Genomic DNA, 13,522 nt, shown 5'->3' on the forward strand with positions numbered 1-13,522 from the left:
TGAATGCTGCGCTTCATACTCAGACGCACCGCCGCCACCCTGGCGCTGTTGGCCGGTGTCGTGCTGATGACCTTCGCGCTCGCCCGGCTGCTGCCGGGCGATCCCGCGCGCCTGATCGCCGGCGCCCGCGCCAATGCTGAGGCAGTGGCTGCGGTGCGCGAGCGGCTTGGCCTGGACGACCCGGTCATCACGCAGTTCACGGCCTATGTCAGCAATGTGCTGCAAGGCGACTTCGGACGCTCGGTCGTGACCCGGCGGCCGATTTCCGAGGACATTTTGACCTTCTTTCCAGCAACGCTGGAACTGGTCATTGCGGCTGGCCTGATCTCGCTGCTGCTGGGGGTGCTGCTGGGCACGCTGGCGGCGGTCAATAGCGGCCGCCCCGCGGATGCAGGCGTGCGCAGCGTTGCGGTTCTGAGCCTGTCAGTGCCCGATTTCTGGATTGCGCTTGTCTTCCAGCTGGTCTTCTTTGCCACCCTGGGGCTGGTGCCTTTTGGCGGGCGGCTTGGCACCGGGATCACAGCCCCCGATTTCGTGACCGGCTTCATGACCATCGACAGCCTGATTGCAGGCCGGTTCGACCTGTTCGCGGACGCGCTGCACCATATGGTCCTGCCGGTTGCGGTGCTGGCGATCCCCTCGATGGCGATCACCATCCGGGTGGTGCGAACTTCGCTGCTGGAAGTGCTGTCGCAGGATTTCATCCGCACCGCGCGCTCCAAGGGGATCTCACCGGTCCAGGTCTATTTCAAACATGCGCTTGGCAATGCCCTGCTGCCCATCGTTACCATCTTCGGGCTGAACACCGGCCTGCTGATTTCCGGCGCAGTCTTCATCGAGCTGATCTTCGACTGGCCGGGGCTCGGCCGCTACACTGCAAACGCCATCTCGGCCTCCGACTACAACGCCATCATGGCCATCACCCTTGTGGTGTCGGTGGCCTACACGCTGATCAACTTCCTTGTTGATCTGAGCTATTCCTTCCTCGACCCGCGGGTGGATCTGACATGAGCGCCGAAACCTCCTTGCCCCCGTCCCCTACCCGCCTGCCCAAAACCCTTGGCCGCATCATCAACCCGGTTGCCGGCTTTGCCTGCTCTTCGGGCCAGGCTGCATTGGCGGTGGCAATTGTCACCCTGGTGACGACGATCTCGCTTCTTGCCTTTGGTGCCTACGTGATGGACACGCATATCACCGCCTTTGACCCGCTCAAGATGAACATCCGAACGCGGCTTGATCCGCCCTCGGCCGAGCATTGGATGGGCACCGACAAGATCGGCCGGGACATGCTGGCGCGGGTGGTGGCCGGATCCTGGATTTCGCTGTCGGTGTCCTTCGCTGTTCTGGCCGTCGCCGCCGTCATCGGCACCAGCTTCGGGCTGATCGCGGGTTACGCGGGCGGGCTGGCGGATGAGATCCTGATGCGCATCACCGACCTGTTCCTGGCCTTCCCGGCATTGATCCTGGCCGCGGCGATCGCCGCCAGCTTTGGCGGCGGGATGCTCTCGACAACTATCGCCCTGGCCGCCGTATTCTGGCCCTGGTACGCCCGGCTGATCCGCAGCCGCATCCTGTCGCTGAAGGAGCAGGAATTCATCGCCGCCGCCCGCTGCATGGGCGCCTCGCACCTGCGGCTGATCTTCTCGGACCTGCTGCCAATGGTCTGGCCTTTGGTGATTGTCCAGGCCACCACCGACGTCGGCTTTGTGATCCTGGCGGCATCGGGGCTGTCGTTCCTCGGGCTGGGCGCGCAGCCGCCAACACCGGAATGGGGCGCGATGATCTTTGACAGCCTCACCCACCAGCCGGCCTCCTGGTGGCTGGCGGTGTTCCCCGGAGGCGCAATTGCACTGGTCGCAGTCGGTTTCAACCTGCTTGGCGACAGCCTGCGCGACCACCTCGATCCTTCGCTCGGCGCTTCCGAAGCCGGCATTTGAACAAGGAACTCCTGATATGAACCGACGAAACTTTCTCGCCTCAGCAACAGCGGCGCTCTCTGGCGTGCTGACAGCAGGCCCTGCAGCTGCAGACCGGTCTGTGAACTACGCCAAGACCGGGGCCGAACTCATTCCGGGCAGCGCGGCCACGGACGGCTTTGCCTTTCCTGCCGAATGGGCCCGGCACGAGCACACTTTGATGCAATTCCCGCCGCCACAGAATTGGTATCCCAACCAGCTCAACGCTGCGCGCAGGGAATGGGCCGATGTTGCCAATACCGTGGCGGAGTATGAGCCCGTCACCATGGCAGTGCGGCAGCGCGACATGGCAGCGGCGAAAAAGCTGCTTTCCGCGGAGATCACCCTGATCGAAATGCCGCTGAACGATGCCTGGTCGCGCGACAGCGGGCCGATGATCGTGCAGAACGCGCAAGGCGCGCGCCGGATCACCGGCTACACCTTCAACGGCTGGGGCGGCAAGTTCCCCCCCTACAAGCATGATACATTGGTCAAAGGCCGGTTCGCGGCGCATCTGGGTCTGCCAATGTACGCATCAGATCTGGTGCTGGAGGGCGGCGGTGTGGCGGTGGACGGCCAAGGCACACTGCTGACCACCGAGGAGTGCCTGCTGCACAAGAACCGCAACCCTGGCTGGACCAAGGCCCGGGTGGAGGCAGAACTGAAGGCCGGTCTGGGTGTGCAGAAGGTGATCTGGCTGCCCCGCGGCCTCACCCCCGACCCGATCACCGACGGGCACGTGGACGGCATGGCAGCCTTTGCCGCGCCGGGCGTCGTTCTGCTGCACACAACCGATGACCGCTCCGACCCTAACTACCGGATCACCCAGGATGCCAAACGCATCCTGCAACAGGAAACGGACGTTCACGGGCGTCGCTTCGAGATTATTGAGATTCCGTTGACCAGCTATGACGTCGTTCACATGAACTTCTACATCTGCAATGGCGCTATCATCGTTCCCGTCTCCGGCCGCATGGCAGAGGATGATCAGCCGCTCGCCATCCTGCGCGAGGCTTTCCCTGACCGGCGCGTTGTGGGCGTTTCCGGCCGCATGATCGGCGGCGGCGGCGGCGGGGTTCATTGCATCACCCAGCAGGTGCCCGCGGTCTGAGTGCAAAAAAAGGGGCCAATTGCTTGGCCCCTTGTTCAGTTGGGGGAGAGGGGTTTGTCGTACTTCACGAATGGTGTCAGCGTGGCAACCTTGTCGTAGAGCCTGCGTGCAGTGTGATTGAACTCCTGCGTGTGCCAATAGAGGACAGAGGCTCCTTCTGCCTCCGCCCGTTTTGCCACATCGTCAATCAAAGCCTGTCCGACGCCGGCACCGCGCGCCTGCGGATCAACGAACAAGTCCTGTAGGTAGCAGGTATCTTCGACAGACCACATGTCGCGGTGCAGCAGATAGTGGGCGAGTCCAACGGCATCGCCATTCAGCTCCGCAATCAGGCCACGGTATTCCCGCGCATCCGCCGACAGCAGCCTCGCAAAGCTGCTGCCGTAGATGCGCTCCGGCAGCGTAGCCTTGTAGAAGGTGAGGTAGCCGGTCCACAGCCGGTCCCAGCTTTCACGGTCGCTTTGTTCAATCGACCGGATCGTCAGCAAGTTGGTCATCGCACAGTTCCTGTTTTGCCATCCAGGGTGCGCAGCGCCCCGTACATATGCGGCCTGCGGTCCCGGAACACGCCCCAGGCGCTGCGGTAGCGCGCGGCGGCGTCCAGATCGACAGCTGCCGTGATGAAGGTTTCGTCCGTGCGGTTGGCGTCTGCCAGGATCTCCCCGGTGTAGCCTGCAATGAATGAGGTGCCGTAGAAGACACCAGCCGTTTCGCCGTCCTGCTCCATGCCCACGCGGTTGGACGCCACGACCGGGACCATGTTTGCAGCGGCATGCCCCTGCATCGTGCGCCGCCAATGGCCGCTGCTGTCCATCTCGGGGTACTTGGGTTCAGTGCCGATGGCAGTCGGGAACAGCAGCACCTCAGCCCCCTGCAGCGCCAGGCAGCGGGCTGTTTCCGGGAACCACTGGTCCCAGCAGATGCCGCATCCGATCCGGCCAAAGCGGGTCTCTACCACCCGGAAACCACTATCGCCTGGCGAGAAATAGAACTTCTCCTCATAGCCCGGCGCCTGCGGGATATGGGTCTTGCGGTAGTTGGCCAAGATGGTGCCGTCAGCATCGGCGATAGCCAGCGAGTTGTAGCGCGCCAGCCCGGCTTCCTCGTAGTAGGAGATTGGCAGCACCACGCCGAGCTTCCGGGCCAGAGACGTGAAATGCTGCACCACATTGCTTTGCTCCAGTGGCCGGGCGAGCGGCAGATGGTCTGTCGACTGTTCGAGACAGAAATAGGGGGTTTCGAACAGCTCTTGCAGAAGAATGACCTGGGCGCCGGCCTCGGCGGCGCCGGCTACCAGTGCTTCGGCCTTGGCAATGTTTTCGTCGATGTCCCAGCTGCAGGCCATCTGGGTTGCCGCAAGCGTTATCTGTCGCACGAGTTCACTCCTGAGTGGCGATGAAATCCTGAATCGAGCCGGCAACGGCCCCGATCAGCTCATCGCATTGATCCTGGCTGATGATCAGCGGCGGCGACAGGATGATCCGGTCGCCCACCGGGCGCACAATGACGCCGCGTTCGACACAGCCTTTGAAGACCGTGCTGGCCGCCTGTTCGGAAAGCTCGATTGGGGACTTGCTGGCCTTGTCGGCAACCAGATCAATGCCCAGCATCAGATGGCTGCCGCGCACATCACCAACCACCGGCAGGTTGAGCAGGGACTGCGCGCTTTCCTGAAGGTAAGGGCCGACTGTGCGCACATGATCCAGCATGCCTTCGCGTTCGATGATCTCGATGTTCTTGAGCGCCGCGGCGCAGGCCACGGGGTGCCCGAAATAGGTGAGTCCCATTGAAAACACGCCGCCCTCGCATTGCGGCCTGGCGATGGTGTTGTAAATCTCATCCGAGATCAGCGTCGCCCCCAGCGGGATATAGCCCGAGGTCAGCCCCTTGGCGCAGACCAGAATGTCCGGCGTGTAGCCGTAGAGCGCTTCCGAGGCGAACCATTCGCCCAGACGGCCAAAACCGGTAACCACCTCATCAGCGATATAGAGCATGCCGTAGGCCTTGCAGACCTCATACATGCGCTTGTGGTAGCCCGTGGGCGCGACCAGCACACCACCGGCGCCCATGATCGGCTCGGCGATGAAGGCGGCCACGTTATCGGGGCCAAGCTGCTGAATGCGCGCCTCGAATTCGCGCACAAGGTAATCGCAGTATTCCGCATCGCTCCAGCCCTGCGGCTTGGCATATAGGTTGGCTTCCGAGACGTGGCTGATGAAATCTTCGCCAATCCGGTCGAACCCGTATTTTGTGCCATGGATACCAGTGAGCGAAGCGGCCACATAGGTTGCGCCGTGGTAGCCGTTCTGTCGCGAGATGATCTTCTTCTTCCGGTGCTGGCCCTTCATATCGAAGTAATAATGGACCAGCCGCACCGCCGCGTCATTCGCGGTTGAGCCGCCGCAGGAGTAATAGACGTGGTTCAGGTCCCCCGGCGCGAGTTCCGCGAGTTTGGCGCCCAGCTGGGCGGCTGGCACATTGGTGCTGTGACCGAACGGGTTGTAATACTGCATGTCCATCACCTGTTTGGCGATGGTTTCGGCCATCTCCTGGCGGCCATGGCCGATGTTCACGCACCATAACCCGGCAATGCCGTCCAGCAGCTGGTTGCCGTCTGCATCGAAGACATGCATATCCTCTGCACGCTCGATCACATGGCTGCCGTCTTCGGCAAAGGTGGCGAAATCCGTGTAAGGATGTACAAGGTGGGCGCGGTCCTGTGCCCATGCTGTCTGCGTGCCGGGGGCGGTCATCGGGGCTCTCCTGAAAGTGGCGGTGTTTCAACTGGTCTTCCCCAGTTTCCTTCGTGACGCCGTCCGGTCACAGTCCCCCGCAGGGGGTATTGGCCACCCAGTTGCCTTTAAACGATTTGGCCATAGCCAATGCCAAGTCAGTCAGCCATGCTGCCTGCTGGCAACCTGCGCCGTACAGTATGTCTGGATTGAGAGCGTCCGGGAGCTGTGAGAGATGAAGCTGTTAACCCGTTCGTGCGACAGAGATGCGGCGTCTGTGACGAATTAGAGTATCGCCGGACCGCACTGCAGGGTTGCAGATAGACGGCAATTAAGGGAATTGCCGTCTATCTTACCATGGGCAACGCCGGCGTGGCGTGCTTCGCATCAGTTCAAGTGCATCGCAGCTTTCTGTAAATTGGACCCTTTCGGTGAAACCGCCGCACAGCCTTTGAACGGTTGCCATGCAACAAACGACCCCTGCTGGACGGATTGACCTGCCGTCTTGGTAAGACTGCCAGGTCAGTTATGTGAGAACGTGGTGAACGGTAGCAGTTGGCTCGCTCGTGTAGCAATGCAGCTGAAATTCTGATCTTTGACCCAGGCTTGAACACAGCTTCTTCGCGAACTACCGTGCCACGAGGTCCGCCGGAGAGCCGGATCCCCAACAGGATTGCTTTGGCCGGAGAGGCGCATTCATGACCACGCGAAGCGACATCGAGGATTTGATCGCCCGCACCAGCCTGGGCGACCGCGAGGCGTTTTCGAAACTTTATGATGCAACCTCTGCGAAACTTTTCGGAATCTGCCTTCGTGTCTTGAAGAACAGAAGCGAAGCAGAGGATGCCTTGCAGGACGTCTTTGTCAGGATCTGGCAGAAATCCGGCAGCTATGCGGCCAACGGCTACAGCCCGATGACATGGTTGATTACCGTGACACGGAATCTGGCGATCGACCGGCTGCGGACGCGGAAGGTCGCGCCCGCGGATATAGATGACCTGAGCAGCATCCGGGACAGCGGCCCGTCTCCCGAAGCGGCGGCGGTGGCTGCCTCTGAAAGGCAGCAGCTTGGCGCCTGCCTGGAGGAGCTGGACTGCAGCCGGGCCGAGGCTGTGAAGGGGGCCTATCTGGAGGGCTTCAGCTACAAGGAACTGGCGGCACAGCACGGGGTGCCGCTGAACACGATGCGGACCTGGCTGCGGCGCAGCCTGCTGACACTAAGAGAGTGCCTGAGCCGATGACTGCACCGGAAGATCATAGCGAAGACGCCGCTCTGGCGGGCGAATACGCGCTGCATCTCCTGGATGCAGAGGCGCGGCTGACTTTTGAAAAACGGCTGGCGCAGGAGCCGGATTTGCGCCGGTTGCTGCGGGAGTGGGAGGAGCAGCTTGCGCTGCTGGCTGAGGACGTGAAACCTGTAGCCCCGCCCGCCAGTATCAAGACCCGCGTTGAACAGAGGCTGTTTGCGGCTGAGAAACGCTCCGGGCGGGCTGTTTGGGGCTGGTTCGCCGGTGCAGGCCTGGCCGCAGCCGTGGCAGTTGCTGCCGTTGTTGTAATACTGCCGCGCGTGACCGTTCCGCCGATGGCAGAGCCGTCCTATGTGGCGGAAATGGCTGCCGAGGACCGTTCGCTGGTGGTTGTTGCACGCTTTGCTCCGGAAACGGCAACGCTGCAGATCGAGCGCCAAGCGGGCGCTGCGGCGCCGGGCCGGGCTTTGGAGCTGTGGCTGATCGCCGATGGCGCACCGGGGCCGGTTTCGCTGGGCGTGCTGCCCGGAGACTCGGCGGCGAACATCCGGGTCCCCGAGGATCTGGCCGCGCAGATTGCCGGCGGCACCTTTGCCATCACTGACGAACCGCCGGGCGGCTCCCCGACCGGGCTGCCGACAGGCGCGGTGCTGGCTGCGGGCGCGGTGCAGGAAATCTGATTTTTTCCGCAACCGGTGAAACTTCCTGCACCGCCTTTACGTGACTTCTGTCAGCGCCGGGCAAAACACCCGGCTGCACTGACAGGAGATTAGACTATGACCTTTGTGAAAACCACGCTGACCGCCCTGAGCCTCGCCGCCGTCTCGACTGTGGCATTTGCCGGCAACCCGATGGTGGGCGGCTCGGAAATGTTTGCAGACAAAAACATCGTTGAAAACGCCGCCAACTCGGCCGATCACACAACGCTGGTTGCCGCGGTCAAGGCCGCGGGCCTGGTTGAAACACTCCAAAGCGAGGGCCCGTTTACCATCTTTGCCCCCACCAACAGCGCCTTTGAAGCTCTGCCGGAGGGCACCGTGGATACGCTGCTGAAGCCGGAAAACAAGGAAACGCTGACCCAGGTTCTGACCTGCCACGCCGTGGGCAAGGAGGTGATGGCCGCGGCATTGCAGGGCATGATCGAGGACGATGGCGGCGAGCACCCGGTTCCGACCCTGGGCGGCTGCACCTTGCAGGCGACCTATGCGGACGGCAAGATGATGCTGCTGGATGAAAACGGCAATATGGCCACTGTCACTATTGCCGACGTCAAGCAGTCCAACGGCGTGATCCACGTGATCGACACCGTGATGCTGCCCAAGTCGTAACGGCTGGCGCCGGAAAAGGACCGGGCTGCCCCCGGCCAACGGCTGCGGGGGCAGCCCGGTTCATCTGCTGCGCAGGGCGGGCCGGGGACTGTGCGCATTTTGATACAGGAGGAATACCCATGCAGCGCAGGACATTCATGCTGGCTTCTGCCGCAATGCTGCTGGCATCCAGAGGGAATGCAGGGGGCGGCAAATTTGAAGTCACCCGCACAGAGGCGGAGTGGCGTGCCATGCTGAGCGAAGCCGAGTACCAGGTCATGCGGGAGGAGGCGACCGAAAGACCAGGAACCAGCCCGCTGAACAAGGAAACCCGCGACGGGATATATCACTGCAAGGGCTGTGATCTGCCGCTTTACGGCTCGGCCGTGAAATACGACAGCGGCACCGGCTGGCCAAGCTTCTGGGAAAGCCTGCCAGGGGCGGTGGGGACAAAGCAGGACAGGAAGCTGTTCGTCACCCGGATCGAGGTGCATTGCCGCCGCTGCGGCTCCCATCTGGGCCATGTCTTTGATGACGGCCCTGATCCGACAGGAAAACGGCACTGCTTGAACGGGGTAAGCCTCGTCTTCAAGCCCGCATAGCAGTGCGCAAAATTCGGGCGAATCCTGCCTGCTGATTGCCGGGCGGAGCCTTCTTGCGCTGCTGTTTCCTGCAGGTGCAGTTCAGAAATGGGTCAGTCCGGAAACCGGGCTGGCCCTGCTGGCCGCACTCGGCTGGGCGGGCTGGCTCATCTGGCCTGCAATGGTGCACAACGCTTTGGCCGGGCTGGCGCTGCTGGCTGGTTTCGCGACCAGATGGGTTGCCATGTCGCTTGCGGTTTACTGTTTGGTCACCAGCGTTTTTCACCTGCAGCCGGACGATGGCTGGCAGATGTCTATCATGGTGAAGAATTGGGCGATTGCCGGGGCTTCTGATTCTGGCTGCTCAAAGGGGCTCTGTTGCACAAATCGGTTGAGGGCCGAACTCCCCCTTTCCCGGACGAATTTATCCTACGGGCTCTGTGACAGATATGCCCGGAGCGGTATAGCGATGAGCGCGGCGCCGCGGATTTGGATTTCAGCAACCTGGCGTTCGAAGCCCCGTGCCATCAACGGCTGGCCCAACGGTTTCAGGCAGTTCATCTTGGTCCCGGCGCGGTGACGGCGATGATATCCAGCCAATCGCCGTCACCGCGAACGCCCCGGATACCGTGAGACTCCCACCGTGCGCTCCCCCTTCAATGCTTCAAGCGCGACCGTGGCCTTTAAATCAGGTGAATGCTTCTTCCGTTTCGACCGGCGTTGTTGCAATACTCACTGGCTTAGGGATTCACGTCGGGAAAGATGCTCGACCGAACCGAAAAGCGCTTTGGCGTGAAGCCGGATCGGGTCGCAGCTGATACCGCCTGCGGGTCGTCGGACAATCTGGCCTGGCTCGCATTGAAGCCTCAGATCCTCCCCTTCATCCCTGTATTCGACAAGGGTGAGCGAACCGATGGAACCTTCTCACGATCCGACTTCACATGGGATGATGAGGACGACCGCTACATCTGTCCGGGCGGCAAAGAGATGCGGCACATCTGGCGGACCTATTCCGATCCAAAGCGAAATGCGCCAAGTTGGCGTGCCCGCAAGTACCGAGCATTGAAGTCCGATTGCACGGGATGTGCGTTGAAGGCCAAATGCTGCCCGAAATCGGAAACCCGCGCCATCCATCGCGAGAAATACGAGATCGTCCGCGGCTTCGCGCGCCAATGCACGGCTTCTGAGTTCAATCCAACGGCTCAGAGGCGGCGCAAGAAAGCCGAGATGCTCTTCGCCCACCTAAAACGCATCCTCGGGCTGGGGCGCCTCCGATTACGTGGCCCGTGTGGCGTTCAGGACGAATTTCCCCTCGCAGCTACCGCCCGGAACCTCAGAAAACTGGCCAAGCTCAAGCCTATGCTGCCCGCCGCAAGATGAAAGCAGGATAAGGCCAGTGCATCCAAAAGAAATCAAAGCGATAGCTTAGACAGACGCGCCGAAACCAAAGGCTTTTTCAACGGAATCAGCTCAAAGCGATGGATCGCCGCTCTTTGCCGGAACGGCCCCTGCCAGATAACCAAAATCACCGATAATTCTGATCGGTCAAAAAATCTGTGTATTTGCAACTGAAGTGATGGACCCTGGCGAACGGTCGGTACCAACATGCGAAAGGACCGCGGGTCGTTGCGGCACTGCATAGAAGCAGTGAGCCCAAACTAGGCGAATTCTATAATGCGCACAAATGTCCAAACGACCTGAGAAACTGCCATCAAGCGATGGCTCCGGGCCCGACGTGAGGGATGATTAAACACCGAATCCCCGTCGACAGAGGCGGTAGCGCCCCAACTGCCCTATTCATTCATCACCAGCGCCGATTGCTGACCGGTCATCCTGCGGACCTCAGACACAGCCTCGGCAAGTGCCGGACCGACCTCGTCAGAGATGCGCTGATCAGTTAGCTGCTTTGAGGTCGAGCTTGCCAGAAAGGCCACAGGCTCGCCTAAGTCAGACGGACGGTATGGCACAGCAGCGGCGTTGATGGTCTCGGAAAACCGGCTTCCTCCCCGCACCTGAGTGTAGCCGTCAGCCAGGATCTCGTCGTGCGCGGCAAGCCTGATGGCCGCAAATTCCGCCAGCAATTCTTCAGGCTGATCCCCTTGGCTGTCAAGAAAGCGGGCAAATTCCTCATCGCTCAACGCCCCCAGATACGCTTTGCCGCTGGAGGAAGTATGCAGCGGCATCCGGTAGCCGACATCCAGCCAGATCGCAGATGAGTTCACCGGCCGCCAGGCCCTGGTCAGCAACATCCGCTGGTCATCTTTGATGCTGATCGCGGTCAAAGTGCCGGTTTCATCCGCCAGCCGCTGCATCACCGGCGAGGCGATCTCGACAAAGGCAAAGGAGGCCGCAGCGATATTCCCCAGTGCAAGCGCCGCCGGGCCGAGGCGGTACTTGTCGTGCCGCCGCCCGTGGGTCAGATAGCCAAGCGCGCACAGGGTGAAGGTCAGCCTGGATACCGTCGGCCGCGGAATGCCGGTGCGTTCGGAAATTTCAAGGTTGCCCAATCCATCATCCGTCGGCCGGAAAGCCCTTAGGATTGTAAGGCCCCGCGCCAGTGTGTTGGCAAATCTCTTGTCCGATGAATCGGCTGGCATGGTGTTTCCTGTATCTATGCGGGCGTCTGGCCTGCACGGGGCATCCGCTGTTCGCTCATTCTCAATACTACTGAACCGCATTTGACAGCACCAGAGAGATCGGCGGGAAAGCCACCAGCAAAAGCAGCACAATCACATCGACACTCAGAAACCGCCAGATGCCGGAAAAGACCATGCCGACCGGGGCGTCCTTGCCGACGACATTGGACAGAACAAAGACATTCAGCCCCACCGGCGGGGTGATCAGGCCGATCTCAAGCAGTTTCACCACAACAACGCCGAACCAGATCAGGTTCAGGCCGTAGGATTCCACCAGCGGAACCACCAGCGGCAGGGTCAGAACCATGATCCCGATCGGGTCCAGGAACATGCCCAGCATCAGGTAGACCACACAGATGGCAAACAGCAGCACAGCGGTCGACAGCTCTGCCTGCGCAACCCAGTCCACCAGCGCGGGCGCCATGCCTGTCAGCGCAATGGCCGCGACAAAAATCTTGGCGCCGGCCGCAACAAAGAAGATCGCGCCGGTTTGCACACAGGTTTCCCGCACCGCCTGCCAGATGCCTGCCAGGTCCAATTGCCGCTGCGCCAGGCCGATCAGCGAGGTCAGCACGACGCTCACCGCCGCCGCGGCGGTGGCGGTAAAGTAGCCGCCGTAGATCCCCACCACGATAACCGCGAAAATCACCGCCGCTGGCCAGGCCCTGCGAAAGGCCGTCAGCTTGTCTGCAATGCTGGCCGCCTCCCCGCGCGCCGGAACCGCTGCCGGATCTGCCTTGATCCACATCGCGATGACCAGGACAAAACCCGCCAGCGTTAGCAGCCCCGGCAGAATGCCGGCAATGAACAGCTTGTTCACAGAGGTCTCGGTAAAGATCGCATAGATGATGAACAGGATGCTCGGAGGGATCAGAGAGCCAAGTGTACCCCCGGCAGCGACGCTGGCGGTTGCCAGCCTTGGGTCATAGCCAAGGCGCAGCATTTCCGGTGTGCAGATTTTGCCCATCGTCGAGGCGCAGGCCAGGCTGGAGCCGGTGATGGCGGAAAAGCCGCCGCAGCCCATCACCGAGGCCACCGCGATGCCGCCGCGCAGACGCAGCAGCCAGACTTTGGCCGCATCATAAACCGCCGTGGTGATCCCGGCGCGATAGGCGATGTTGCCCAGCGCAATGAACAGCGGGATCATCGACAGATCGAAGGAATGCAGCAAATCGAAAGAGTTGTTGAAGACCAGCGACGAGGTGGCCCGGAACGCACGTTCGGGCATGAAGGTGCCGGTGCGGAACGCAAAGATTGTAAAGGCCGCCAGTGTCGCCACGCCGATCAGGGCAAAGGCAATCGGCACACGGATGGCCAGAAGCACAAGCATTACGGCAAAGGCCACAAGGCCGATCAGGGCGGGATCCACAGGCAGTCTCCTCGACAGGTCTTTTGAATGTCAGACGGGGGTCAGGTTTTGGTCAGCGCGATTTCACCGCCGCGCAGCAGGGTCAGCGCATCACTTGCAACCATCACCGCAAGCCGCAGCCATCCCAGCGCAATGCCTAAGGTGAAGGCCAGACGTCCCGGCCATTGCGGCAGGTTCAGGTCGCCATAAAACACACTGCCGGTCTGCCACTGGTGCAAGAATTCACGACCGCCGGAATAGAGGATCGGCGACAGCGCCAGCAGGCCGAACAGGGTGCCGAACACCGTCAGCCATCCCGCCACCCGCGGCGGCAGTGCATTGGTCAGAAACTCCACCGCGATATGCGCCCGCTGCGCGGTTGCGGCGGCCAAGGGCATTACAATTGCCAGCACCATCAGCTCGCGCACGATGACAATGGTGTCCGGCACCGCGCTGCTGAACAGGTTCAGCGCCACGACATCGGCAAAGATCAATAGTGCCAGCAGAATGATGGCCGCAGCCGATACATCTACAAAAACCCGCTCAATCCTGTGCAGCATCATGTCCTCCCTCGGGATTGCCAGGCGGCGCAGGCGCCGCCCGGC

14 protein-coding genes and 2 pseudogenes are annotated in these 13,522 nt (G+C 61.5%); 9 read left to right on the forward strand and 7 right to left on the reverse strand.

Annotation, left to right across the window (positions count from 1 at the left end):
- The first annotated feature begins 3 nt into the window (after positions 1–3).
- From A2I95_RS18015 to A2I95_RS18025, 3 genes are read left to right on the forward strand one after another with little or no spacing between them, the layout of a single operon-like run.
- Positions 4–1,011, forward strand: a complete 1,008-nt coding sequence (locus tag A2I95_RS18015) for an ABC transporter permease (protein ID WP_291731809.1) — start codon at positions 4–6, stop codon at positions 1,009–1,011.
- The gene (locus A2I95_RS18020) at positions 1,008–1,937 is read left to right on the forward strand and encodes an ABC transporter permease (protein ID WP_291731811.1); all 930 of its coding nucleotides are present in this window, start codon (positions 1,008–1,010) and stop codon (positions 1,935–1,937) included. Before A2I95_RS18015 ends, A2I95_RS18020 begins: the two co-directional genes overlap by 4 nt.
- Before the next feature lie 16 nt (positions 1,938–1,953).
- A complete protein-coding gene (locus A2I95_RS18025) occupies positions 1,954–3,066 on the forward strand; it encodes an agmatine/peptidylarginine deiminase (RefSeq protein ID WP_291731812.1) in 1,113 nt (370 codons plus the stop codon).
- 35 nt (positions 3,067–3,101) lie between these two features.
- Here the strand turns inward: A2I95_RS18025 and A2I95_RS18030 are convergent, their stop codons facing one another.
- The 3 genes from A2I95_RS18030 to A2I95_RS18040 are packed head-to-tail and all read right to left on the reverse strand — an operon-like array spanning position 3,102 to position 5,819.
- Positions 3,102–3,563, reverse strand: coding sequence for a GNAT family N-acetyltransferase (locus A2I95_RS18030; RefSeq protein WP_291731814.1), 462 nt, complete (start codon positions 3,561–3,563; stop codon positions 3,102–3,104).
- A complete protein-coding gene (gene aguB, locus A2I95_RS18035; RefSeq protein WP_291731816.1) occupies positions 3,560–4,441 on the reverse strand; it encodes an N-carbamoylputrescine amidase in 882 nt (293 codons plus the stop codon). The genes A2I95_RS18030 and aguB overlap by 4 nt, the downstream gene beginning before the upstream one ends.
- Positions 4,442–4,445: 4 nt before the next feature.
- Positions 4,446–5,819: an aminotransferase gene (locus A2I95_RS18040; RefSeq protein WP_291731818.1), complete on the reverse strand. Its 1,374-nt coding sequence runs from the start codon at positions 5,817–5,819 to the stop codon at positions 4,446–4,448.
- Positions 5,820–6,496: 677 nt separating this feature from the next.
- Between A2I95_RS18040 and A2I95_RS18045 the strand changes: the two genes are divergently transcribed.
- The 5 genes and pseudogenes from A2I95_RS18045 to A2I95_RS18065 form a co-directional block, all read left to right on the forward strand.
- Positions 6,497–7,039 carry a sigma-70 family RNA polymerase sigma factor gene (locus A2I95_RS18045; protein ID WP_291731819.1) on the forward strand — a complete coding sequence of 181 codons (543 nt, stop codon included), beginning with the start codon at positions 6,497–6,499 and terminating at the stop codon, positions 7,037–7,039.
- Positions 7,036–7,725 (forward strand): anti-sigma factor, encoded by a 690-nt coding sequence (locus A2I95_RS18050; RefSeq protein ID WP_291731821.1) that lies wholly within the window; start codon positions 7,036–7,038, stop codon positions 7,723–7,725. Before A2I95_RS18045 ends, A2I95_RS18050 begins: the two co-directional genes overlap by 4 nt.
- Positions 7,726–7,821: 96 nt before the next feature.
- Positions 7,822–8,373 carry a fasciclin domain-containing protein gene (locus A2I95_RS18055; protein ID WP_291731823.1) on the forward strand — a complete coding sequence of 184 codons (552 nt, stop codon included), beginning with the start codon at positions 7,822–7,824 and terminating at the stop codon, positions 8,371–8,373.
- A gap of 119 nt (positions 8,374–8,492) precedes the next feature.
- Positions 8,493–8,954, forward strand: a complete 462-nt coding sequence (gene msrB, locus A2I95_RS18060) for a peptide-methionine (R)-S-oxide reductase MsrB (RefSeq protein WP_291731825.1) — start codon at positions 8,493–8,495, stop codon at positions 8,952–8,954.
- A 61-nt stretch (positions 8,955–9,015) separates the two neighbouring features.
- Positions 9,016–9,156: pseudogene (locus A2I95_RS18065) on the forward strand (DoxX protein); the annotation flags it as partial.
- 201 nt (positions 9,157–9,357) lie between these two features.
- Here A2I95_RS18065 and A2I95_RS18070 read toward each other — a convergent pair.
- Positions 9,358–9,566, reverse strand: a pseudogene (locus A2I95_RS18070) (IS5/IS1182 family transposase); the annotation flags it as partial.
- Positions 9,567–9,695: 129 nt separating this feature from the next.
- On the opposite strand from A2I95_RS18070, the gene A2I95_RS18075 reads away from it, so the two are divergent.
- Entirely contained in the window at positions 9,696–10,313 is a 618-nt protein-coding gene (locus tag A2I95_RS18075; protein WP_291731826.1) for a transposase, read from the forward strand.
- Positions 10,314–10,726: 413 nt separating this feature from the next.
- On the opposite strand, the gene A2I95_RS18080 is transcribed toward A2I95_RS18075, so the two are convergent.
- From A2I95_RS18080 to A2I95_RS18090, 3 genes are all read right to left on the reverse strand, one after another.
- Entirely contained in the window at positions 10,727–11,530 is an 804-nt protein-coding gene (locus A2I95_RS18080) for an IclR family transcriptional regulator (protein ID WP_291731828.1), read from the reverse strand.
- A gap of 67 nt (positions 11,531–11,597) precedes the next feature.
- On the reverse strand, positions 11,598–12,938 hold the full coding sequence (locus A2I95_RS18085) for a TRAP transporter large permease (RefSeq protein ID WP_291731829.1): 1,341 nt from the start codon (positions 12,936–12,938) through the stop codon (positions 11,598–11,600).
- Between the two features lie 41 nt (positions 12,939–12,979).
- The gene (locus A2I95_RS18090) at positions 12,980–13,480 is read right to left on the reverse strand and encodes a TRAP transporter small permease (RefSeq protein WP_291731832.1); all 501 of its coding nucleotides are present in this window, start codon (positions 13,478–13,480) and stop codon (positions 12,980–12,982) included.
- Between the last annotated feature and the right edge of the window lie 42 nt (positions 13,481–13,522).

Source organism: Leisingera sp. F5 (genome assembly GCF_001593695.1).